We start from the raw sequence: 22,457 nt of genomic DNA, 5'->3' as shown, positions 1-22,457 counted from the left end.
CTATTTTTGCTTTGTTAAAAATAGCGACTATCTTCTTTTGAATAAATGACACTCATTTTTATTTTTTCTATTCTATATGCTAACATAGTAAGAAGAATGGAGGGATTTGTGTGGAGCTTCAACAGTATCAACAATGGATCAGTCATTTTTATAAAAAAAGAGGTTGGTATGCGCTCAACTCTTTTATCCGCGTCAGTTTTTTAGCTGAAGAGACAGGAGAAGTTGCGCGTGCGGTGCGTGCTTTAGAAATTGGGCGTGACCGTCCAGATGAAAAATCAAAAGCCCCAGAACATTTAGTTCAAGACTTGACTGAAGAACTCGGTGACGTGCTGGATAATATTTTTATCCTAGCTGATAAATACGATATTCGTTTCGAATATATTTTAAGCACCCATAAGCAAAAGTTAGAAGAACGCTTTAATGAGATCGACAATCAGAAAGAAGGCATAAAATGAACAAGCAGATCACCATTCGACCAGTGGAAGAGCTCGATTTCCAACAGCTACTTGAGATAGAAAATACGATTTGGACGAATGAAAATTCTCCTGTCCTGCATTATTATCATTCCGTTGACGAGTATAAGGAAAAAACAGCTGGACGCATTATTTTTGTTGTTGTTGAGGCTGACAAAGTTCATGGTTTTATAGACGTTCATCATCCCACGCCTTTGAACGCCCATCAAAAGCAATGGATGTTTGGGATCGGTGTTCATCCAGACAGCCAATCTTTTGGGATCGGTCGGCAATTATTGGATTATTTAAAGGAGGTCGCTACTAAAGAAGGGATTCATAAAATTTCTTTACGCGTTATGGGGTCTAATACTAAAGCCATTCAATTTTATCGACAAAATGGGTTTATACAAGAAGCTTTATTTAAAGATGAATTTTTTATCAATGGTCAGTTTTGTGATGATTATCAATTTGCTTATTTCACAAGCTAATCTCAGCAGGTTTTAATGTTTTCAGAAAAACCTGTATCTCTTTCTGAAATTCGCTTGCTGTGGTCTCTTTATTCTGTTATTTTAGTTAAGAATAACGTTTAAGGAGTGTTGATGTGTGACAAAAAAATTATCATGGCGTGACTACCTTTATGTAGGTTCTATGCTATTTGGCTTATTTTTTGGAGCTGGAAATTTGATTTTTCCTGTTCATATGGGGCAAGAAGCTGGAGCAAGTATTTTTTTAGCAAACTTAGGCTTTTTGATTACAGGGATCGGGTTACCCTTTTTAGGTGTGATTGCTATTGGTATTTCAAAAAGTAATGGGGTCTTTGATTTAGCAACTCGTGTTAATCGGCGCTATGCTGTTGCTTTTACAGTATTACTATACTTGACGATTGGTCCATTCTTCGCATTGCCTCGTCTAGCTACGACATCTTTTGAGATTGGTTTGGCCCCTTTTTTGCCAAGTGATCAGCATAAATTAGTTTTAGCACTATTTTCAGCCCTATTCTTTTTTATTGCTTGGGCATTTTCACGTAAACCATCTAAGCTACTAGGTTATGTAGGAAAGTTTTTGAATCCATTATTTTTATTTTTGTTAGCTATTTTAATTTTATTTGCTTTTATTACACCCTTGGGTTCGATCACTTCAGCGCCTATTGCAGAGTCATATGTTGCAAATCCATTTTTTAAAGGGTTTACTGAAGGCTATAATACACTAGATGCTCTTGCTTCTTTAGCTTTTGGGATCATTATTGTGTCGACGATTCGAGGTATGGGAGTAGAAAAACCAAATGACATTGCAAAGGATACCATAAAATCTGGTGCAATCAGTGTTGTTTTGATGGGGATTATTTATACATTATTGTCTTACATGGGTACAATGAGTGTGGGGAAATTCCCTCTCAGTGAAAATGGTGGAATTGCCTTAGCTCAGATTGCCAATCATTATTTGGGTAGCTTAGGAAGTGTTTTATTAGCCTTTATCGTCATTCTAGCGTGCTTAAAAACAGCCATTGGTTTAATTACTGCCTGTTCTGAAACATTCAGTGAGCTATTTCCAAAAGGGTCTTATGCTTTTTACATTGCCGCAGCTAGTATTTTACCTTGTTTATTTGCAAATGTTGGCTTGACGAATATTATTCAATTTTCTATTCCTGTATTGATGTTTCTTTATCCTTTGGCTATGACTTTAATGATTCTAGTGATTATCAGTCCGTTATTTGGTCATCGTAAAGAAGTCTATCGTACAACAACTTATGTCACTCTTGTGGCAGCTTTACTTGATGCTTTGAATAATGCTCCTGAATTTATTAAGAGCAATTCAGGCGTTACAACTATTTTGACTACTGCTGAGAACTACTTACCATTATTTACGATTGGTATGGGTTGGGTCGTTCCATCTGTTCTTGGTTTTATACTCGGCTTGGTTTGGATCAATCTGAAAAAAGACACTGATCTTAAATAAAAAAAAGAGGTTGGGACAGGAGTGTTTAATCCCGAGAAATAAGAAGGGATTCACGAAAATTGCTCTTCAAATTTTTGTGAATTTCAGCTTATTTCCGAAGGGATTGCTTCTGCTCGCACCGTTTATACGAATTCCTTGAGTCTGAGAGATAACTCGTAGAGTTATGATGTGACCCCCAAAAGTTGTACGTGGAAAATACAATTATTGGAGGTTATTTTTTATTTCGAGCGAAATCTTGCCTTTTTGTTAAGGATGTGTCACTAGCTGTCTACAGCTTATCGTCTTAGCTGACAAGTGCCTATATAATACAGTAGAATAGGGGCAAGGAAGTGATTAGCATGCTATATGAAGAATTGATGATGGATTCCGGAATGCTGACAAAGTTTAAACTTTTCAAACGAATCACACAAATCAATCAATCAGAGATCTCAATTACTCAATTATCTGATGAGCTATTGTTGAATTATCAACAGACATTTATTATCTTAAATGAAATCAATCATGATTTAGTTAAAGTGATTTCCAACCATCCATCCATTTTACAAAAAGCAGGAAAAATCGATAGTACCAAGTTACTCGTGACCATTGATGAATACCGTTATTTTCTCTTGAAAAAATCGGTGCCTTTTCAATTTATTCTTTATTTTTTAAACCAAGATTTTCCTAACATAGATGATTTTTGTCAACGCTATTACGTGAGTCGTTCGACAGTCTCTAGAAAGATGCTGCCTTTGAAAAAACACGTAAAGCAATTTAATCTGCGATTTACATATACTGAAGCAAATTTGACTGGGGATGAACGTGCTGTTCGAGTAGCACTTTTTGATGTATTGTGGCTTGGAACCCGTGGGACGGTTTGGCCATTTAAAAGTGTTGCCTTTGAAGATGCTGAAAGGCTTGTTGTTGCATTTTCTGAATATTTCCCCTTATCTAGAACTTACTTAGGTGCCAAAGAATTGACCTATTTTGCAGCGATTTTTCTCTGTCGAATGCGAAAGAAAATTTTTGTTTGTTATGACGACCGGTATGATTTTTTAATGATGGACAATCCGTACTATGATTTTGAGCGTCTCAACCAGGAACTTGGACCGATTCAAGCACTACCACCTAAGCACAGCAAGGGAGAAAGCAGTTTTATTTTTTTCTTAGCTCATTACGCTCCTTTTTATACTCTAGATGATGACCCTTCACTATTTCAAACATTGCATGATTTTTCGTCGCGGCCAAATCCTGTGTATGAATTAGTTCAAGAATTTCTTGCCTATGCTAAAATCAATATTTTCAAAAAGGAACCTGATGTTGTTGCTAAACCAATGATCATTGGAAATCTATTAAATATTACGTTTACCTTTTATGTGTTACGCCAACCATTTCCTAACCTTCAAAAGTTAGTAGAATTACCACGTAAAAAGAAAAAAGCTGATGAACTTCTTGAAACAAAGATTCAAGCTTTTTTTGATACAAAGGCGAAAGAAAAGGAATATAAGTTTATTTATACAATCAAAAAGCCCTTGGTCAATGCTATCAAAAGTGTCTTACTGCCGGCTTATGATAAGCCAAAGCATTCTGAACATTTAATGATTGGTGTTGCTTTTGAGCATAATTTCCTTTTAGTTAGAAGAATTTACCAATTTTTAAATGATCTAGGTTTTGTAGATTCTGCACCTTATCAGGAGGATTTGAATGAACAATATGATTTAGTGATCAGTTCTTCTTTATTGCCGAGGAAAAAGTATCCAGAATTACCCCTTTATTTTTGGGATTTATCTTATGACGAGGAAGAATTAGCTGATTTGTATCGAACAGTGCAACAGCTTTTTGAGAAGAAGAATATTATTCAAGAATAATTAAAGTAAGATTTCATGAACGAAGGTAAGACTTATTAAACCCGTTACTATGTACAATGTCCTGAAAATAGTTTTACTGATTCTCCCCCAAAAAAAGCCTGGCTAATAAGCTAGTTTATAGCACGGATACTCGTTAAAAGTTGAACATGAACTTGACTTGTAATTTTATTAATATTTAAAAAACGAAAGAGTCAAGAGTGAAGATTTGGCAGTCTTCGCTCTTGACTCTTTCACTTTGGCCAATTTAATTAGATGAAAGTTATTCATCATAAGTAGACTGATGGAAAAATTCCATATCTAATCCTTTTTCTTGTTCTTCTTCTGTTGTCTCTATTCTTGTTATTTTTGATGAAACAACTAGAATAAGTCTTGTTATGATGAATGCATACGCTGCGACGAAGCAGACACCTAAAATTTGAACGAGCAGTGCATTTAAGCCGCTAGCAGTTACTAATGAAGCACCTGTTCCGAAGATACCAATTAAAATAGTTCCAGTGAATCCACCAATGCCATGGACACCCCATACATCCAATGCATCATCCCAACCTTTTTTCTTACGAAAATCAACAGCAAGGTTACAAATAATTGCTGCGATGGCACCAATAGCAATTGCTTCTGTTGGTTTTACATATCCTGCGCAAGGGGTTATCGTTGCTAATCCTGCAACTGACCCAGTCAAAATATCCACAAAATCATAGTACCCCTTCTTAAATTTGGCAAATAAAATCCATACAGTTAAAGATGTAGCAAGTGCAACAAACGTTGAAACAAATGCATTCACTGCTTGAATATCTGCACGTAATGCACCACCAGAATTAAACCCAAACCAACCAAACCATAAAAGTCCAGTTCCGATTGCAGCAATCATCAAATTATTGTGTTGGCTTTTTTGTTGTTCCGTCAACTTTCTTTGTCCTAAGTACAAGATCGTTGCTAGAGAACCAAATCCGGCTGTCGTATGAATAACTGTACCGCCAGCAAAGTCTTTAAAGTTGAAATTACTTAAGAATCCACCACCCCAAACCCAATGGCAGACAGGGAAATAAATCAATAAATTCCAGCCAATCAACAGTAAAATATACCCTTTCATCGTCAAACGATCCGCAAAAGCCCCTGTCATAAGAGGGACGGTGATCACACAAAACATCAATTGAAAAGCAAAAAACATTAAAAAGGGAATCGTTGCCCCATGTAAAAGGTTCGCTAATGTGCCTACATTTTTCATCAAGAAGAAATCAGCTGGATTTCCGATAATACCATGAAAATCTGTACCAAATGCTAGCCCAAACCCTCCAAAAATCCACATTAACGTTGTGACTCCAACTGAAACAAATGATTGTCCCATAATGATTAATATATTATTTTTACGTGCCAAACCTCCATAGAAAAAAGCTAAACCTGGTGTCATTAAACACACCATTGCTGTACATAAAATCATAAATGCTGTATCGCCTGTATTAATTGAATTTGACATGAATTCCATTCCTTTCTTTGAATCTATTTCAATATAGTAATTCATTTTGCTACACTACTAGCAAATTATACTATTTGGCGCTCAAATTTGAGCATCAATCAAAGCTTGGACATAAGCAGATTTCGCATGCATCAATTGACTCGTTTCTATCACTTCTTCTAAATGTCCCTCTTTTAAAAAAATAAGTTTGTCACAAAAATAGGTAGCCAATTCTAAATTATGAGTAACGACTATATAATACAAGTTAAATTCTTTTTTTAAAGCAAGTAACAACTCAAGCATACGCTCCACATTAAATAAGTCTAACGAACTAAAGGCTTCATCCAAAATCAATACCTTTGCTTCCGTTAAGATGCTTCTCGCAATACAAACACGCTGAATCTGGCCACCACTTAAGTTTCTTGGTTTCTTGTCTAAGAGTTCTTCAGATAATCCCACTTTATTTAAAACAGTAATTATTTTTTCTTTTGTTTCTTGTGTTTTATTGTTTTTACTAACTGATTCTACTAATGCTTTTTCTACAGTAAAGTCCGGATTGATTGCAGAGGTGTACTCTTGAAATATCATGCTCACTGGGTTCTTTTGTTTGAGTGGCTCATTTAGTCTAAATATGATTTCCCCTGACCCTTTATCTGGTTTTTCAATACCAGCTATTAGTTTAGCTAATGTTGTTTTCCCACTACCACTTTCTCCTAAAATACCAATAATCTCTTCTGAAATACAAAGTGAAAATGGCTTTAGTCCACCGTCCATTTTTTCTCTTGGCATGAATAACCGCTCTTTGTAATACGTCTTTGATAATTGCTCAAGAACTAACCAATTTTCCATCTTTTAATCTCCAAAATGTCGAACCTATTTTATTTTTTATTCTACGCATTTTTACCAAATATGAGGTTGAATCAGTGTCCATTTTATCTATTTTTTTGTGTTCAATTTTTCTACCTGCTTCTAAAACAAGCGCCGTATCGCATAAGTAATCTACAATAGCAATATCATGTGTCGCCAAAAGTAGAGTCGTCTCATTTCGTTTTTTTAGCTGCAAGAAACTATCTAGAATTCTCTTTCTATTTATCGTGTCCAATGCACTCGTCGGCTCATCTGCAATAATCACTTTGGATTTCAAAATAAGTGCTAACCCAATTGCACAGCGCTGTAACGTTCCACCAGATAATTGAAAGGGGTATTTGTTTAAGATACTTTCTGGTAAGTCCATACTTTCCAATAACTCTTGAATCATATTTGTTCTTTCACTTACAGAAAATCGATTTTCTGTCAATGTTTCTTTCAATTGCACACCCATTTTTTCAATAGGATCAAATGCTTCTGAAGCATTTTGAGGGATGTATGTTAATTCGCGACTTAATACCGCCGAAGAATGAACATTGGTTTTCTCCTGAATAACGATTTTATTTTTAGTATCCGGAAAATAGGTAATTAATCCACTTGAATGAAGTGATTTTGGACAGATTCTCATAATCGTTTTAAGAAGTGTTGTTTTCCCACTTCCACTTGGTGCCAGAATACCTAAAAACTCATTTCTTTCTACTTGAAAAGTTAGGTTATCAAGGACTCTTTTATTTGTTTTGAGTTCATTTACGCTCAACTCTTCCACTACCAAAATTAGTGTATTTTCCATTACTTTCTCCCTCGTTACTCGCTATTCGCTTCGTTGATTCCTTCCGCAACTGCGTCTCCGATATAATTGAGCATCGCTATCACAAGAAATAGTGTGATCCCAGCAGGAATCATCTGCCAAGGCTCAACTACAGCGATTTCTCTGGATTCGTTTAACATTCTACCCCACTCAGCTGTTGGTGGCTGAATCCCAACCCCGAGAAAAGATAGCGCACTAATACTCATAATCACTGCACTAATATCTAATGTAGAGTAAACAATGATTGCCCGAATAATCGGGGGAAAAATGTGTTCTTTAAATACCCATCCTTTAGACTTTCCAGAACTTAGGGAGAAGACAACATAATTTTTTGTTTTATAATTAAGGACTTCTGTCCTGATCATTTTAACGTACCACGGAAATCGTACTATTGTCAGTGCTAAAATAATCGTCAGTAAACTAGGGCCTAAAATCCCAATAATACATAAAGACATCATTTCATTCGGTAAAGAAAGCATCAGGTCACAAAATCGCATCATTGAGGCATCGATCCAACCACCAAACATCCCAGAAATTCCACCAAAAATGAGCCCGATCAAAAGAATCAAGAAAACAATTAAAAAGGAGAGAAGTAACGTCACTCTACCGCCATATAATATCCTCGAAAAGATATCTCGACCTAACATGTCTGTTCCAAAAAAATGTTCACTACTTGGATGAGCCAATTTATTCATAATATCTTGTTTGTTTGGATCATACGGTGACAAGACATTCGCAAAAATAATACCTAAAATTAAAAGACTTAAAAAGAGAATAGAAACAAGAACTATTCTATCCTTGACTATTTTTTTCATTACATCCATCAGCTGCCTCGCTCTCTTAGTCTGGGATCAATCCTTTTGTTTAAGGAATCAATCAACAAACTACTGCTAATAAAGAACAATGACATAATCACAATATAGGCTTGCAAAACAGGTAAATCGCGGTTTCTGATTGCATTAATACAGAGAAGCCCCATACCAGGCCATGCAAAAACACTTTCTATAATGATGCTACCAGCAATCAGTTTGGGAATACTCACGCCAATCGAAACAACAGAAGAACGCAAAGAATTTTTCAATAAATGTTTCGTGATCGATTTTTTTGAAAATCCTCTTGTAAAATAATAGTCGACATATGGCAACTGTTTATTTTGCAATAAATCATTGCGAATCAACCGAATATACGAACTAGAGTAGGCCAAAGAAAGTGTCAATGCCGGCAAGAAAACTGATAATAGGCTTTCGGCCCCTCCCGTTGGTAACCAATTTAGCTTGATAGAGAACAAAAAGATCAGTAACAACCCTAGCCAAAATGATGGAATTGCATTTAAGACAAAGGTAATCAATCTTAAGACTTTTTCAGTCCAATGATTTTGATAATTAGCAGCCAAAATTCCCAGTACTAAACAGGTTACAATAATGATGATCAGTGTCACTAGAGTCAAAAATACTGTATATGGAAAAGCCTCACTGATCATACCAGCAATCGATTTACCAGTAGCATAGCTTTTACCTAAATCCCCTTTTAGAGCCTGTTGAACCCAATCAATATATCTTGCAAAAAAAGGTTGATCTAACCCCAATTCTGAACGCATCTGACGCACATTTTGTTCAGTTGGTGTGATTGCCTGGACTCTTAGTGCTACTTCAGCTGGATCATTGGATAGATACGTCAATAGGAAAAAAGGAATAAACGTTATTAAAAAAAGAAGAAGTAGGATTTTTCCACAATTTTTAATAATAGATTTAATCATTGTCACCCAACTTTCTATCCTTATTCAAAGAACATTTTTTCAAATGGTATTTCATATTGCGAATCATTAAACGTGATATTTTTAAGGTTAGCTTTACCAATTGCTTTCGTTTTCGAATACGAAATTGGGATATATATACATTGATCGTTGATGTAAGTCAAAATTTCGCTATAATCTGTTTGTCTCTGTTTTTCATCTGGCTCAATCATCACTTGTGTGATTTTATCATCCAACCATGCTTTTTTATCCAAGCCTAATTGTGCTTGATAATCTCCATGTGCCGGTATTCGCCAAGAAGAAAGATAAGATTGCGGATCGTAAGGCGTTCCCCACGACAACGAATACTGTAAATCGAACTCTCCATCTTTTTGACGATCAAGAAAATTCTGTTTTTCCTCAGAAATAATGGCTAAGTCCACTCCCACCTCTTTAAGATCCGCTTGAATCGATTGAGCGATTGTTCCTTCTTGTGCATTTTGTGAATTATAGGAAAAAGTTAGTGCTAAAGGTTTATCATCCTTCATCCGTATTCCATTTTCCCCTACTTTCCATCCTGCTTCATCTAGTAATTGATTTGCTTTTTCCACGTTGTGATTATAGCTTTTTAATTCAATATCACAATAAGGAGCCGTTTTTGGTAATAGCGTATCCGCTTTGTCTTCTGAATTGTTTAGTACACCTTTAATAATATTCTCTTTGTTGACTGCGTAAGTTAACGCTTGTCTAACCTTTAATGAACTCAGATTTTCTCGTTTACTATTTAATAGTATTGCACGAGAGGCTACTGGTTGGCTAGATACGGCTGTAAAAGCAGCCTTGTCAGCTTTCATTGCGTTATAGGCATCCATATTTAATTGGTCGCCATCTGCACCATAAATAAGATCAATTTCTCCTTTTTTTAGAGCAAGTAATAATGCTTGTGAATCTGGAATTACTTTCCAATCCACTTCTGAAACTTTTGGTTTTTCACCCCAATAATCTTCATTCACTACAAAGTGCGCATATTGATTGTCCTTGTGCGTTTCCAGTTTATACGGCCCAGTTCCCACATAGCTTGACACACCCGTTTTAGATCCCCCCTCAATAAAACTTTTAGGCGAGATAAAACGAAATGGCCTAGTCAACCCGAGTTCAATCAAGGTTGGGTAATAGGGATGTTTTAAGGTTAATTTGAAAGTCTCATCATCTACTACTTGTGTCGACTCGATTTCATTCACCATATCTAACCAAGCATGACGTTCCTTATTAGCCAAAACTGCATCAAAATTTTGCTTCACAGCATCTGCATTGAATGCCGTACCATCCGTAAATTTCACATTAGTTTGTAAAGAAAAGGTATATTCTTTACCATCATCAGAAATAGCCCAGCTTTTTGCTAACGCAGGTTTGACTTTTCCCTCTTCATTTTTGGTCAATCCTTCGAAAACCATATTTTGCGCAGCCATTTCTCCGTTATATAAATGCGGATTAATATCTCGTATATCTTTTGTACTACCATAATTTATTTGATTAGAAGATCGGCTCTCTTTTTTTGATGAATTACAGCCTGCTAAAATTAGTAGCATCATAGAGATAGTAAAAAAGAAGACTGGCATCCATTTTCTTTTCTTTGCCAACAACTCATCTCCTTTGCTATTTATTTTGTTGCTTCTATTAGGAATATAGGGGAAAACAAGAAATTAATTTTTTGAATATCACTTAGTAATTGATCATTCATATTCTCATGAATTGTAATAGATTGGAATCCACACTCTTTCAATACCTTCTTATCCCATATAGGACGGGTAATTTTTGATAAAGGCATTTCTTTAGCTAAGTCTTCCATCCAATCAATGTCTGTCCCTTCATAATAATCTTTAACAGCCATCTCTTGCGTCAATTCTCGATTTTTTTCATATTTCTCCCGAAGCGTTTCATCGTAAAGATATTTGTACCAATTTGAATCAAAATTTAGTAAGATTCCTCCTGGTTTTAATACTCGATACCATTCTTTATATGCTTCCTTTGGATTTTCTAGATTCCAAGTGACATTTCTTGTGACAATTGCATCGAAGTGTGCTGTATCAAATGTCAACTTATGGGCATCCATCAATGTCCATTCGATTTTTTCAACGAGATCACCCGCATTCAACTTTGCTTGAATCAACATTTCTTCTGTCATATCGATTGACGTCACTTCAAAGCCTTTTTCAGCAAGCAATATGGAGAGAAAACCAGGACCAGTACCTATATCAAGAATTTTTTTAACTGGGTTTTCGTTTGCATTAAAAGCACTAAGGATGACATTCTGCCATAATGCTTTTGGTTCTCCCAGTAATTCTTCATGATGCTGTTGTCCATAGGTTTCAGATCTCTTTGACCAGTAATCAATAATTTCATTTTTAAATGTCTTCTTAGCCATTTCCACACTAATTTCCCCTTTTTACTACATAACAGAACAATGCCTCGCCATTTCTTACTAAAAAGTTCGTAAAAAATCTTCATCTTGTCCATTAATTCTGGATGTAGTTGTCATTTTTACTAAGAATCAATTCAGGATAATGAAGCTGTTCTATTCGAAAATGATTGAGTGCTTGCATCAGGATATAGCGATTTTCTTCTCCACTTTTCCCCAGCGCTCGAAGCACAAAACCAGGTTTTTCTAAACTTGAAATGCCAAAATTGACAGTTGTTTCAATTTCATTTAATTTCTTTCTAATTGTTTCAATAACCTCTTTTGTACAAGAAGGACTGATAATTATCAACGTATTGTAATTCAAGCCGTCTTCAAAATAACCTAGTGCAGACATATCATTTTTCAATGGCTCTGATAGTAAATGGTCATTGTAGATTAATTCTTCATCCATATATATACTTGTTTTCATCTGTAATTCAGCGTATTGAAACGGTTGCTCATCAGCAGACCAGCCCGCTGTTACACCATCCATTAAAATTAGCGTTGCATTTTCTTTCATCTGAACGATTGTTTCTTGTTTGTAAATTGAATTTTTATAAGGAATTACTTCATCTGTTAAATATTCAAATGTGCTATTTTCTTCTAAAACCAGCTGTGTTTTTTGTGTTGTTTGTATTTTATTATCACATTTGTATACGTAAGTTGGTGCTTGAGTTGTCACGATAGCATGCGCTTCTTTGGCTACCGTAACATCCAGTTCATATTTCTCTCCCTCAAGGAAACCCCCACCCGTACTAATAAAGAAGTAATATGGTGTTTTCTCATTCGCTAATGGAATATTCGAGGACACGCGAGAATTGCCCTCATGATAAATTCTAGACGCAATGGTTCGGTTATTACGATTGGTAAATGCCATTTCAATAAGTCCGTCTGTATCTTGCCTCATATTATAATCCTTCTAGTAAAACATTTTTACGGATCCATTCATTTACGGCTGCTACCCCTTCTTGATCCTTTAAGTTAGTAAATAAAAAAGTATTATCTTCTCGAAAAACTTCGGTGTCTTTTTTCATGACATCTAAATCAGCACCAACATACGGAGCCAAATCGATTTTATTGATGATAAATAAATCACTCTTGATCATTCCTTGACCTGCTTTTCTAGGAATTTTTTCTCCTTGAGCCACATCAATAATATAAATAGAGGAATCGACTAATTCTGGACTAAACGTTGCGGCTAAATTATCCCCACCACTTTCCAAAAAAATTACATCTAAATCTTCAAATCGTTCTTCTAATTGTTCAATAGCTGCAAAATTCATTGATGCATCTTCACGAATTGCTGTATGTGGACATCCTCCAGTTTCTACACCGATAATACGATCTTCACTTAAAACAGAGTTATCACATAAGAATTTTGCATCTTCTTTTGTATAGATATCATTGGTTATTACTGCAACGTTCAAATCCTCATTCATTTGTCTAACTAAACGTTCAATAAGTAATGTTTTCCCTGATCCAACGGGTCCACCGACACCAATTATTACTGTTTTTTTCATCTGTTATTTCCTCCCTATGACATAAAAAGTCTGAATACTTGTGTTTCATGGTTAATTTGTGACAATTCGATTCCAGGTACATTGGCTCCTAAATAAGATGCGTCCAATTGCTTCATTTCTGCTACTATCTCTTCTAGAAGTGGGATTGTTCTTTGTAGAATTAATTGTCCGCTTTTTTGCCCTAGAGGGACTGCTCTGACAGCATTTTGAATCATCGTAGAATTTATACTATAGCCATAAAGTAAGATTGCTTCATCTGCGTCCAGTCCTTTATAATGAGCAAAAATAGCAAAAACAATCGCTGGATTTCCATAAACAGTAGCCTTTTTGATTTGTTGCTTATAATCATCTAGTAATGGAATATCATGTAAAGTTTGAACTAGGTCAATCATTTGCTTCGCAATCATTTTTGTCCCATTTCTTGTTTCAGCTGCTTGTGAGGAACATGTAATGATTTTATCGTATTCCCAAATTACTTCTATTTTTTCTTCTTCCAAAGCTTTAAAACAAAGATTTATAAGTAACCCTTCACCGTATTTAAATTGTGTTTTTAGATACGTATCTAACCAAATTTCAAAATCATCTGCATTCGTTATTTTATCTGTTCTCAAATAATTTTCCATACCAAAGGAATGATTGAATGTCCCAATAGGAAAAGTGGAATCGCAGACTTGTACAACATCTAAAAAATTTTCAAACCTTTTTTCATTAATGTTCATGCGACAAGTCCACATGTTTCAAAGCTTTTTTCAACTTGATTTTTTTAATCTCGTAGTCTATGTCCTTTTTATTTAAAAGATCAACTACAGTTGGATCTACTTCTAAAACAATTTTCCCGTCTTCTACAACAACAGGTTTATGTGTATTTCCAAGTAAGTGAGCAATTTCACCCATTTCATCCATCGTTGACGGTTTAATGATAATCATTTCTTCAGAGCGTACCGCAATGACTAAAATGTTATGGTCATCGACAAAAAAGATAGAACCATTACGCAACGCTTCACTTTCACTTGTTAATCGAATACCATAATCGTTGCCATGATCTGTGGTTACCCTTAAAATTCTTTTGTTTAAATCATCACTGTTTAATCTAACAGTTTCAACATGATATTTCGTAATATCATCGATTTCATCAAGATTTGAATCAATAGCTGTCAAAATCATATTCTTCCTCCTGTAATAACATATTGATAATTTAACAGAACAAAAGTGGCATTAGCTTCCTTAAAATTTCTTCTAAATGTATATAGATATCATTTTTTTAAAAGAATTTTTGATAGCTTGCCACTTTTGTCCCAGCATTTTTCTGTTTAGAATAGGTAATATCTTTGGCTTAACGCCACAGTGTCGACGGGATCACAAGTAATCAATTCGTCATCAATCTTCACATCAAATGTATGAGGGTCAACGGTAATCGTTTTTGGACTGAAATTATTTAATTTCATGTCTCGCTTGGTTAAGTTTCTTGTATTATGAACAGGTAAAACTACTTTTTCAAGTCCAATGTTTTCCTTGATTCCATGATCGTATGCAAACTGTGAAACGAATGTAATATTTGTGGCAGTCACAGCCTTGCCGCATGCCCCAAAGAGATCTCTCATTAGACGAGGTTGTGGTGTAGGTAGACTTGAACTTGCATCTCCCATCACACCATAACTAATCATGCCCATTTTTAAAACCATTTTGGGTTTTGCTCCAAACTTCGCTGGTTCCCAAATGACTAAATCAGCATATTTGCCTACTTCAACGGATCCGATATAATCTGATACACCGTTTGTGATGGCTGGATTTATTGTGTATTTCGCAATATATCGTTTGATCCGATTATTATCGTTAAATTCACTATCACCATCTAAAGGTCCACGTTGTTTTTTCATTTTATCTGCCAACTGCCAACAACGCATTGCAACTTCACCAACACGTCCCATAGCCATTGCATCAGAAGTCATAATACTTAGTGCACCCATATCATGTAAAACATCTTCTGCTGCAATCGTTTGTTTACGTACACGAGATTCTGCAAATGACACGTCTTCTGGTAATTTCGGATCCAAGTTATGACAAACCATGACCATATCAAATAGTTCACTGATTTCATTGATCGTATAAGGATTTGTTGGATTCGTTGATGAAGGCAACACATTATCGTGCCCCGCTACTACCATGATATCTGGTGCGTGTCCACCACCTGCACCTTCAGTATGGAATGTATGCACTGTTCGTCCTTGAAAAGCATCTAACGTATTTTGAACGAATCCCCCTTCATTAAGCGAATCAGTATGAACCGCAAATTGAACATCGTATTGATCAGCAGCTTTCAGTGAATTATCAATTCCAGCAGCAGTTGCGCCCCAATCTTCATGGTTTTTTATCGCCATGGCACCCGCTTCAATTTGTTCTGCAATCGTTTCAGGTACAGCACCCGCACCTTTTGCCATAACACCAATGTTGATCGGTAAGTTTTCGGCTGACTGAAGCATTCGTTCGATATGCCATTTACCAGGTGATGTAGTCGCTGAATTTGTTCCATCAGCTGGACCTGTTCCCCCACCGAATAATGTTGTAATGCCATTATCAAGTCCCGCTTGTGCTAAACCTGGTGAAATAAAATGAACATGAATATCCAATCCACCCGCTGTTACGATTAGACCCTCAGCAGAAATTGCTTCCGTACTAGCACCAACGACAAAGTCTATGTCATCCATATTATCTGGATTTCCGCCTTTACCAATGGCGATGATCTTACCATCGCGGATCCCTATATCCGCTTTAATAATTCCTGTATAGTCAATGATTGTTGCATTGGTGATAATTGTATCTACAACCAGTGGATTTGCTGCACGGGTTTCTGTAGCGCTTTGCCCCATGCCATCTCTCAAAACTTTTCCTCCACCAAACTTGCTTTCTTCACCGTGAATCGTATAATCCTTTTCAATTGCTGCAAATAAATCCGTATCTCCTAATCGAACACTATCCCCGACTATTGGGCCAAACATTTGCGCGTATTTACTTCTATCCATTTTAAAGCTCATATTTTTCCCTCTTTTCAGCTATTTTGTGCGGTCATCATCTAAAAAACCATTTATTTTATCATTGAAACCATAAATACGGCGTTTTCCACCTACGTCAATCAAATTCACTTTACGGGTTTCACCTGGTTCAAAGCGGATTGCAGTACCTGCAGGTATATCTAGACGTTTGCCTCTTGCTTTTTCACGATCAAATTTCAAGCCTTCTTCGTTTGCTTCATAGAAGTGAAAATGTGACCCCACCTGAACAGCTCGATCACCAACATTTTTCACCTCTAAAGTGATGGCATCATACCCTTCATTACATACAACTGGCTCTTTTGCTAACTTATATTCTCCTGGAATCATAACTTTTCCTCCTTCATCGAATCATTAAAATGAATTTATTGGATTGGATCATGAACGGTAACTAACTTTGTTCCATCTGGAAATGTTGCTTCTACTTGAATCATTGGAATCATTTCTGAAATACCTTCCATGACATCTTCTTTTGTTAAAAGATTTCTACCCTCGTTCATTAATTCAGAAACTGTTTTTCCTTCACGTGCGCCTTCTAAAATCAAATCCGTAATCAAAGCGACACTTTCTGGATGATTCAACTTTATTTTTTTGTCTTTTCTGCGTTGGGCAATCATTGCTGCCAAGCTGATCATCATTTTTTCTTGTTCTCTTGTTGTTAATTGCATAATAAATGCTCCCTTCTCATTTTATTTTGGCCATAAATCAAGTAGCATTAAGAATCCAGGAATCCAAGCAGTAATGATTCCTTCCCCTACCGATAGATAACCCACAAATTTCCCCAGATTTTTTCCGAGTGTATTTTCAAGAAATCCTGTAAACCAAAGAATTCCCCAGAGAAACCAAATTATTCCGTATAACGTATTTCCGCCATACCCATAAAAACATAATATTCCTGCTGGAATCGCGTTGATTGCTACAAATAAACTGAACCAGCCATAAAGCTTCTGATCTAAATCAAACATTGAATTAATTGCTGTATAGAGATACGTAAACGCAAATAATAAACCAGTCGCACTGGCATAAAACCACGATGAATCTTTATTCGCTACTATCCCGTAAGAAAGAGCTACCAGGTTTAAAAGTAAACTTAATCCACCTGTAAATAGATTCATCACCACGACTGATTTATCTTGTGTCCCTTGTAATCGGTAAAGACCATTGCTTATTAATACCATTCCTACATACAATAAAATAACACCAAGCATTTTTATCCTCCTATCTTCATTCAAATACGTTATTTATTAATTTATATACTATTTCTATACAATATACGTATAAAAGATTGTTTTATGGAAGCTTTGAAATGAGTAATCTATCAAAATAAGTAATTTTCCGATAAACCCCAACTAAATTTGCTGACTTAAAAATAACTTTATAACGATTTATTATATTCTACAAAAATTAAACTAGCTTGGTACACAAGCATTTAGCCCTAAAAAAAGGGAATTATTCTGCTCCATCGATCATTCATTCCCAATCGATTTTATGAATTATATCTTACTCCTGTATACTGAAATATACAAATATTTTTCACGTTTTTAAATTTTTTTAAGAATTAATATAAAATAAAAAAGTAGAGTTGCTACAACTTCTTGAGTTATAGCTACTCTACTTTTTTATAAAACGTTTGGTTATTTTACTCATAAAAAACTTATTCATTCATATTTTACTTCAACCAAATACAGCCCTTCTGGATGTGCAGTTGGTCCAGCTAAATTCCGATCTTTAGCGGCAATGATTTCAGGAATTCTTGTTTCATCCATTCGACCATTTCCCATTTTAAGAAGTGTTCCTACCAATATTCGGATCATCTTATACAAAAAACCATCTCCACGAAATGTAAAAACCAGTTCGTCTCCCGCTTCATTGATCTCAAGTCTTGCTTCATGAATCGTTCGAACTTTGTCCTCAATCTCGGTACCAGAAGCACAAAATGACGTAAAATCATGCGTTCCAACTAAATCAGTCAATGCTCTTCGAATCTTTTTAATATCCACTTCATAAGGAAAGTAGCTAGCGTAGAATCGTTTAAACGGACTTCTTGGTTTCCCGATATCTACCCGAAATTGATAGATCTTCTCAACAACATGATAACGAGCATGGAAATCATCTGGTACGATTTCTACACTTTTAACAGCGATATCTTCAGGTGTTTGAGTATCTAGAGCATAACGCATTTTTTCCAAATCTCTCGTCTGTGGATAATCAAAATGAATCACTTGTCCAGCGGCGTGAACCCCTGCATCTGTCCGACCAGAACCAAAAATCGTGATCGTTTTGCCGTTATTCATTTTTCTCAATGTCTTTTCAAGCTCTTCTTGGACAGTACGTCCATTTGGTTGAGCTTGAAAACCATTAAAATTTGTTCCGTCATACGCAATTATTGCTTTATAGCGTGGCATTTCTTTTCCACCTTTACTTCTAACTTCTCATAAAAATCAGCATTACAGTTAAGACTGCAAATACCAACATAACAGCTGTATCTGTTACCTGCCAATGAAGAATCCGATATTTTGTCCGGCCGTCCCCACCTTGGTAGCCACGTGCTTCCATCGCAGTTGCTAAATCTTCTGCTCGATTAAAACTACTCACAAATAACGGAATCAACAGCGGTACCACAGCTTTCATTTTTTGAATCAGGTTCCCTTCGCCAAAATCCACTCCACGAGCCCGTTGTGCATTCATGATCTTCTCTGTTTCATCCATCAAAGTTGGCACAAAACGCAACGCGATCGATAACATCAATGACACTTCATGCACAGGAAAACGAACTACCTTTAATGGACGCAATAAATATTCGATTGCATCTGAGAGGTCCAGAGGCGGTGTTGTCAATGTAAGTAATGTAGACATAAAGATAATCAACACAAACCGACAGAAAATAAATAATCCGTTGGTCACACCAAATTCAGTGATTGTAAAAATTCCCCACTTAAAGTAAACTTCTCCGCCTTGGGTAAACAACATCTGTAACGCAACCGTGAACAGAATCAACCAAATCAGCGGTTTGATTCCTCGAATAAAGAAACGGATATTCACTTTGGATAGAAAAATTGCAAATAATGTAAAAATAGCTAAAATACCGTATGTCTGCCAATTGTTCGCCAAAAAGATGATCCCAATAAAATAAAAGCTAGCAATCAATTTTGCGCGTGGGTCCATCCTATGAATAAAAGAATCTCCTGGAATATAGCGACCAAAAATCAATTTATTCATCATCCGTCTTCACCAGCCTTTTTCATGCCCTTTAATAAATCATCAGCCAGTGTTTCTGCCGTCAGAGGTAAGTCTTCAAAAGAGAGCCCTTTGGCAATTAATTTCTCTGCAAAAGTTGCAGCTGTTGGTACGCCTAATTGTTTTTCTTTCAACCAGTCGATATCTTGAAAGACCTCTTGAGGTGCACCTGCCTTCACGATTCTGCCTTTTTCTAATACTAAGACATGGTCTGCGTAGTTAGCTACATCATCCATTAAATGCGTCACTAAAACGATTGTCATGCCACGTTCTTCATGCAAACGCTGAAACATCTCCATCATTTCTTTACGTCCTTGCGGATCAAGTCCAGCTGTCGGTTCATCCAAAACGAGTACTTCTGGCTCCATCGCTAAAACACCAGCAATTGCCACACGTCGCATCTGACCACCAGAAAGTTCAAAAGGAGAACGGTCTAAAAAACTAGCGTCCAGTCCAACTAAATCAAGCATTTCAGCCGCTAATCTTGCAGCTTCTTCTCCTGCCACACCAAAATTCTTAGGCCCAAAAGCGATATCTTTCGCCACTGTTTCTTCGAATAATTGAGCTTCTGGAAACTGAAAAACAATACCGACTTTTTTACGTATCGGTTTTAAATTTTTATTATTTGTCTCAGGTACAATCGTTCGATCACCGATCGTCACAGTCCCTTTTGTCGGTTTTACCAAGGCATTTAAATGCTGTAGTAAGGTTGATTTTCCACTACCAGTATGCCCTACGATTGCAGTATAAGAACCGTCTTCTATTGTTAAATTTAAATCGAATAATGCTCGCTGTTCGAAGGGTGTGTTAGGTTGGTAGGTAAAATCTACTTGTTCAAAACGGATGTCCATAACCAATCCACCATCCTTTCTTCAGTCAAGTATTCGTTTGGTACATCGACTCCACGTTGCTTTAAAGCAATTTTTAATTTTTCTGGAAATGGTAGGTCTAAGCCCATCTGGATCAATTCAGTTCCAGCAGAGAAAATCTTCTCAGGTATCCCTTCGCTGACTAACTCTCCTTGTTTCATTACTAAAATTCGATTAGCATTAGCTGCTTCATCAATATCATGCGTAATTGAAATCACAGTCAAATTACTTTCTTCTTTGATTTTTTTGATCGTCGCTATCACTTCATCACGACCTTCAGGATCCAACATACTAGTCGCTTCATCTAGAATAATAATATCAGGACGTAAAGCAACTACACCTGCAATTGCTACACGTTGCTTTTGTCCTCCTGATAACCTAGCAGGTTCACGTGTCGCAAAAGAGGCCATGCGTACTTTTTCTAAAGCATCTTTGACTCTTAAAACCATTTCTTCACGAGGAATTCCTTGATTTTCTAAGCCAAAGGCAACATCATCTTCTACTGTTGAGCCGACAAATTGGTTATCTGGATTTTGAAAGACCATTCCGACCATTTTGCGAATATCCCAGACATTCGTTTCATTTAATTCTTTACCACCGACGTTAATTGTGCCAGAAGCAGGTAATAATAGCCCATTGATCGTTTTTGCCAATGTTGATTTTCCTGACCCATTGTGCCCAATAATCGCAATCCACTCACCTTGTTGGATGGAAAAAGATACATCTTTCAAAGCGGGAGAAGCATCTTCAGGTTGATAGTTAAAATCGATATTTTTTAATTCAATTATCGGTTGCATCGCGTACTCCCTCAATTATTTAGTCTTACTAACACTAACAAAAAATCAGTGTTTTTTCAATCATCTATTCTTTTCTTTGCACTATTTTCTATTATAACAAATTAAGGGCTAATATGTGAATTCATATCTGTCAAGACAGTATTTTTTTAACGATTATTTTTTGTGCAACTAAACAAACAAGGATAGAAAAACTAAAAATCAGTCTTTTCTATCCTTGTACGTCAACTCATTGACTATTTATTTAAATATTCAAAAGCATATTGCGCATACAATTCTGCGCCAATCTCCATCGCATCTTCATCAACATTAAAACGACCATGATGATGGGCCCATTGCGTGTCTTTTTCTGGATTTCCACAACCAACTAAGGCAAAACATCCTGGTGTATTTTCAGTGAAGTAACTAAAATCCTCTCCACCAGTAGTCGGTGGTTCTTGGATCAGTGCAGCTTCACCAAAGTTTTCGGCGATAATACTTTGAGCAAATAATGCATCTTCTTCATCATTGACCACTGGAATCGTTCCATGATCATAATCAATGACAGCTGTGCCTCCGTACATCGCCGCAGTTTGCTCTGCATAGCGTTTTAGTGCTTTTTCCACACGATCACGCGTCTCAATGCTAAAACAACGTACAGTCCCCTCTAAACGAGCATTTTCAGCAATTACATTAAAACGAGTCCCTACATCCATTTTTCCTACTGTTACGACAACAGGATCTAGCGGATTAGTTTCTCTGGAAACCACTGTCTGTACATTCATCACAAAAGAAGAAGCCATTACAGCAGCATCTATACAAGCATCCGGCATTGCGCCATGTCCACCGCGTCCTTTGAAATCAATTGAAAAAATATCCGCTGAAGCAAATGATGAGCCGACAACACAAGAGGCTGTTCCAGAAAGCATTTGTGACCAGATATGCATCCCAAAAACATCGTCCACACCTTCCACTGCTCCTTGAGCGACCATAGCTTTAGCTCCTTGGGCATTTTCCTCTGAAGGCTGAAAAATAAACCGAACTGTTCCTTTGATTTTTGGCTGCACTTCTTTTAATGCTTTCGCTGCAGTCAAAAGCATTGCCGTATGTGCATCGTGACCACAGGCATGCATTTTGCCATCTTCTAAGGATTTGTAAGAAATTCCTTCTGACAATTCTTGTACAGGTAAAGCATCCATATCTGCTCGCAAAGCCACTGTTTTTCCAGGTTGACCGCCAACTAGTTCTGCAATAATTCCTGTAGGTTCAGTCTTACGATAGGGAATTCCAATTTTATCTAACGTTTCAGCAACTTTTTCTGTTGTTCTAAATTCTTCAAACTGTAGTTCTGGATGTTGATGTAAATCTCTTCTAAAATCTATCATTTCCTTTTTATACTTTTGAACCAACTCTTTTAATTCTTTCAATTTATTCCCTC

At 36.3% G+C, this 22,457-nt stretch carries 24 protein-coding genes; 4 read left to right on the top strand and 20 right to left on the bottom strand.

Annotated elements, in window-relative coordinates; all coding sequences use genetic code 11:
* Positions 1 to 110: 110 nt before the first annotated feature.
* From IGJ55_RS02265 to IGJ55_RS02250, 4 genes are all read left to right on the top strand, one after another.
* Positions 111 to 455 carry a MazG nucleotide pyrophosphohydrolase domain-containing protein gene (locus IGJ55_RS02265; RefSeq protein WP_430607235.1) on the top strand — a complete coding sequence of 115 codons (345 nt, stop codon included), beginning with the start codon at positions 111 to 113 and terminating at the stop codon, positions 453 to 455.
* Complete coding sequence (locus IGJ55_RS02260) at positions 452 to 940, top strand: N-acetyltransferase family protein (protein WP_430607234.1); 489 nt, start codon at positions 452 to 454, stop codon at positions 938 to 940. Before IGJ55_RS02265 ends, IGJ55_RS02260 begins: the two co-directional genes overlap by 4 nt.
* A gap of 115 nt (positions 941 to 1,055) precedes the next feature.
* Positions 1,056 to 2,408, top strand: coding sequence for a branched-chain amino acid transport system II carrier protein (gene brnQ, locus IGJ55_RS02255; protein ID WP_429951003.1), 1,353 nt, complete (start codon positions 1,056 to 1,058; stop codon positions 2,406 to 2,408).
* 338 nt (positions 2,409 to 2,746) lie between these two features.
* Entirely contained in the window at positions 2,747 to 4,255 is a 1,509-nt protein-coding gene (locus IGJ55_RS02250; protein ID WP_429951547.1) for a helix-turn-helix domain-containing protein, read from the top strand.
* 259 nt (positions 4,256 to 4,514) lie between these two features.
* Here the strand turns inward: IGJ55_RS02250 and IGJ55_RS02245 are convergent, their stop codons facing one another.
* The 20 genes from IGJ55_RS02245 to IGJ55_RS02150 all read right to left on the bottom strand — a co-directional run bounded on the left by IGJ55_RS02245 (position 4,515) and on the right by IGJ55_RS02150 (position 22,446).
* The gene (locus tag IGJ55_RS02245; protein ID WP_207120433.1) at positions 4,515 to 5,729 is read right to left on the bottom strand and encodes an ammonium transporter; all 1,215 of its coding nucleotides are present in this window, start codon (positions 5,727 to 5,729) and stop codon (positions 4,515 to 4,517) included.
* An 81-nt stretch (positions 5,730 to 5,810) separates the two neighbouring features.
* Positions 5,811 to 6,557 (bottom strand): ABC transporter ATP-binding protein, encoded by a 747-nt coding sequence (locus IGJ55_RS02240; protein ID WP_069641217.1) that lies wholly within the window; start codon positions 6,555 to 6,557, stop codon positions 5,811 to 5,813.
* Positions 6,535 to 7,365 (bottom strand): ATP-binding cassette domain-containing protein, encoded by an 831-nt coding sequence (locus tag IGJ55_RS02235; protein ID WP_429951005.1) that lies wholly within the window; start codon positions 7,363 to 7,365, stop codon positions 6,535 to 6,537. Before IGJ55_RS02235 ends, IGJ55_RS02240 begins: the two co-directional genes overlap by 23 nt.
* A 14-nt stretch (positions 7,366 to 7,379) precedes the next feature.
* A complete protein-coding gene (locus IGJ55_RS02230; protein WP_429951007.1) occupies positions 7,380 to 8,207 on the bottom strand; it encodes an ABC transporter permease in 828 nt (275 codons plus the stop codon).
* Positions 8,207 to 9,139: an ABC transporter permease gene (locus IGJ55_RS02225; protein ID WP_429951549.1), complete on the bottom strand. Its 933-nt coding sequence runs from the start codon at positions 9,137 to 9,139 to the stop codon at positions 8,207 to 8,209. Before IGJ55_RS02225 ends, IGJ55_RS02230 begins: the two co-directional genes overlap by 1 nt.
* A gap of 20 nt (positions 9,140 to 9,159) precedes the next feature.
* Complete coding sequence (nikA, locus tag IGJ55_RS02220; RefSeq protein ID WP_429951009.1) at positions 9,160 to 10,755, bottom strand: nickel ABC transporter substrate-binding protein; 1,596 nt, start codon at positions 10,753 to 10,755, stop codon at positions 9,160 to 9,162.
* Between the two features lie 20 nt (positions 10,756 to 10,775).
* Positions 10,776 to 11,540, bottom strand: coding sequence for a class I SAM-dependent methyltransferase (locus tag IGJ55_RS02215; protein WP_069641249.1), 765 nt, complete (start codon positions 11,538 to 11,540; stop codon positions 10,776 to 10,778).
* Between the two features lie 91 nt (positions 11,541 to 11,631).
* The gene (locus IGJ55_RS02210) at positions 11,632 to 12,480 is read right to left on the bottom strand and encodes an urease accessory protein UreD (RefSeq protein WP_069641213.1); all 849 of its coding nucleotides are present in this window, start codon (positions 12,478 to 12,480) and stop codon (positions 11,632 to 11,634) included.
* A gap of 1 nt (position 12,481) precedes the next feature.
* Entirely contained in the window at positions 12,482 to 13,093 is a 612-nt protein-coding gene (gene ureG / locus IGJ55_RS02205; RefSeq protein WP_069641212.1) for an urease accessory protein UreG, read from the bottom strand.
* 14 nt (positions 13,094 to 13,107) lie between these two features.
* The gene (locus IGJ55_RS02200; RefSeq protein WP_429951013.1) at positions 13,108 to 13,812 is read right to left on the bottom strand and encodes an urease accessory protein UreF; all 705 of its coding nucleotides are present in this window, start codon (positions 13,810 to 13,812) and stop codon (positions 13,108 to 13,110) included.
* Entirely contained in the window at positions 13,802 to 14,257 is a 456-nt protein-coding gene (locus IGJ55_RS02195) for an urease accessory protein UreE (protein WP_069641210.1), read from the bottom strand. Before IGJ55_RS02195 ends, IGJ55_RS02200 begins: the two co-directional genes overlap by 11 nt.
* Positions 14,258 to 14,403: 146 nt before the next feature.
* Positions 14,404 to 16,125, bottom strand: coding sequence for an urease subunit alpha (ureC, locus tag IGJ55_RS02190; RefSeq protein WP_069641209.1), 1,722 nt, complete (start codon positions 16,123 to 16,125; stop codon positions 14,404 to 14,406).
* A gap of 18 nt (positions 16,126 to 16,143) precedes the next feature.
* Positions 16,144 to 16,470 carry an urease subunit beta gene (locus IGJ55_RS02185; protein WP_069641208.1) on the bottom strand — a complete coding sequence of 109 codons (327 nt, stop codon included), beginning with the start codon at positions 16,468 to 16,470 and terminating at the stop codon, positions 16,144 to 16,146.
* 35 nt (positions 16,471 to 16,505) lie between these two features.
* Positions 16,506 to 16,808 (bottom strand): urease subunit gamma, encoded by a 303-nt coding sequence (locus IGJ55_RS02180; RefSeq protein ID WP_069641207.1) that lies wholly within the window; start codon positions 16,806 to 16,808, stop codon positions 16,506 to 16,508.
* Between the two features lie 21 nt (positions 16,809 to 16,829).
* The gene (locus tag IGJ55_RS02175; RefSeq protein WP_069641206.1) at positions 16,830 to 17,348 is read right to left on the bottom strand and encodes an AmiS/UreI family transporter; all 519 of its coding nucleotides are present in this window, start codon (positions 17,346 to 17,348) and stop codon (positions 16,830 to 16,832) included.
* A 450-nt stretch (positions 17,349 to 17,798) separates the two neighbouring features.
* Positions 17,799 to 18,545, bottom strand: coding sequence for a tRNA pseudouridine(38-40) synthase TruA (truA, locus tag IGJ55_RS02170; RefSeq protein WP_069641205.1), 747 nt, complete (start codon positions 18,543 to 18,545; stop codon positions 17,799 to 17,801).
* Between the two features lie 19 nt (positions 18,546 to 18,564).
* Positions 18,565 to 19,362, bottom strand: coding sequence for an energy-coupling factor transporter transmembrane component T family protein (locus tag IGJ55_RS02165; protein ID WP_069641204.1), 798 nt, complete (start codon positions 19,360 to 19,362; stop codon positions 18,565 to 18,567).
* A complete protein-coding gene (locus IGJ55_RS02160; protein WP_429951015.1) occupies positions 19,359 to 20,228 on the bottom strand; it encodes an energy-coupling factor ABC transporter ATP-binding protein in 870 nt (289 codons plus the stop codon). The genes IGJ55_RS02165 and IGJ55_RS02160 overlap by 4 nt, the downstream gene beginning before the upstream one ends.
* Positions 20,204 to 21,043 (bottom strand): energy-coupling factor ABC transporter ATP-binding protein, encoded by an 840-nt coding sequence (locus IGJ55_RS02155; protein WP_430607232.1) that lies wholly within the window; start codon positions 21,041 to 21,043, stop codon positions 20,204 to 20,206. The genes IGJ55_RS02160 and IGJ55_RS02155 overlap by 25 nt, the downstream gene beginning before the upstream one ends.
* Positions 21,044 to 21,276: 233 nt before the next feature.
* Positions 21,277 to 22,446, bottom strand: a complete 1,170-nt coding sequence (locus IGJ55_RS02150) for a M20 family metallopeptidase (RefSeq protein ID WP_430607231.1) — start codon at positions 22,444 to 22,446, stop codon at positions 21,277 to 21,279.
* Positions 22,447 to 22,457 lie beyond the last annotated feature (11 nt).

This window comes from Enterococcus sp. AZ170 (assembly GCF_050545135.1).
Classification (GTDB): Bacteria; Bacillota; Bacilli; order Lactobacillales; family Enterococcaceae; genus Enterococcus_L; species Enterococcus_L ureilyticus.
This window is presented reverse-complemented; position numbering and strand designations above follow the sequence as displayed.

Excerpts from the sequence above, each read along its gene's own strand:
- IGJ55_RS02185 (WP_069641208.1), bottom strand. The coding sequence starts at position 16,470 with ATGATTCCAGGAGAATATAAGTTAGCAAAAGAGCCAGTTGTATGTAAT.
- IGJ55_RS02240 (WP_069641217.1), bottom strand. The coding sequence starts at position 6,557 with ATGGAAAATTGGTTAGTTCTTGAGCAATTATCAAAGACGTATTACAAA.
- IGJ55_RS02200 (WP_429951013.1), bottom strand. The coding sequence starts at position 13,812 with ATGAACATTAATGAAAAAAGGTTTGAAAATTTTTTAGATGTTGTACAA.
- IGJ55_RS02165 (WP_069641204.1), bottom strand. The coding sequence starts at position 19,362 with ATGATGAATAAATTGATTTTTGGTCGCTATATTCCAGGAGATTCTTTT.
- IGJ55_RS02175 (WP_069641206.1), bottom strand. The coding sequence starts at position 17,348 with ATGCTTGGTGTTATTTTATTGTATGTAGGAATGGTATTAATAAGCAAT.
- truA (WP_069641205.1), bottom strand. The coding sequence starts at position 18,545 with ATGCCACGCTATAAAGCAATAATTGCGTATGACGGAACAAATTTTAAT.
- IGJ55_RS02195 (WP_069641210.1), bottom strand. The coding sequence starts at position 14,257 with ATGATTTTGACAGCTATTGATTCAAATCTTGATGAAATCGATGATATT.
- IGJ55_RS02225 (WP_429951549.1), bottom strand. The coding sequence starts at position 9,139 with ATGATTAAATCTATTATTAAAAATTGTGGAAAAATCCTACTTCTTCTT.
- IGJ55_RS02245 (WP_207120433.1), bottom strand. The coding sequence starts at position 5,729 with ATGTCAAATTCAATTAATACAGGCGATACAGCATTTATGATTTTATGT.
- IGJ55_RS02210 (WP_069641213.1), bottom strand. The coding sequence starts at position 12,480 with ATGAGGCAAGATACAGACGGACTTATTGAAATGGCATTTACCAATCGT.
- IGJ55_RS02235 (WP_429951005.1), bottom strand. The coding sequence starts at position 7,365 with ATGGAAAATACACTAATTTTGGTAGTGGAAGAGTTGAGCGTAAATGAA.
- ureC (WP_069641209.1), bottom strand. The coding sequence starts at position 16,125 with ATGAGCTTTAAAATGGATAGAAGTAAATACGCGCAAATGTTTGGCCCA.
- IGJ55_RS02160 (WP_429951015.1), bottom strand. The coding sequence starts at position 20,228 with ATGGACATCCGTTTTGAACAAGTAGATTTTACCTACCAACCTAACACA.
- IGJ55_RS02250 (WP_429951547.1), top strand. The coding sequence starts at position 2,747 with ATGCTATATGAAGAATTGATGATGGATTCCGGAATGCTGACAAAGTTT.
- IGJ55_RS02180 (WP_069641207.1), bottom strand. The coding sequence starts at position 16,808 with ATGCAATTAACAACAAGAGAACAAGAAAAAATGATGATCAGCTTGGCA.
- IGJ55_RS02230 (WP_429951007.1), bottom strand. The coding sequence starts at position 8,207 with ATGGATGTAATGAAAAAAATAGTCAAGGATAGAATAGTTCTTGTTTCT.
- ureG (WP_069641212.1), bottom strand. The coding sequence starts at position 13,093 with ATGAAAAAAACAGTAATAATTGGTGTCGGTGGACCCGTTGGATCAGGG.
- IGJ55_RS02155 (WP_430607232.1), bottom strand. The coding sequence starts at position 21,043 with ATGCAACCGATAATTGAATTAAAAAATATCGATTTTAACTATCAACCT.
- IGJ55_RS02260 (WP_430607234.1), top strand. The coding sequence starts at position 452 with ATGAACAAGCAGATCACCATTCGACCAGTGGAAGAGCTCGATTTCCAA.
- IGJ55_RS02215 (WP_069641249.1), bottom strand. The coding sequence starts at position 11,540 with ATGGCTAAGAAGACATTTAAAAATGAAATTATTGATTACTGGTCAAAG.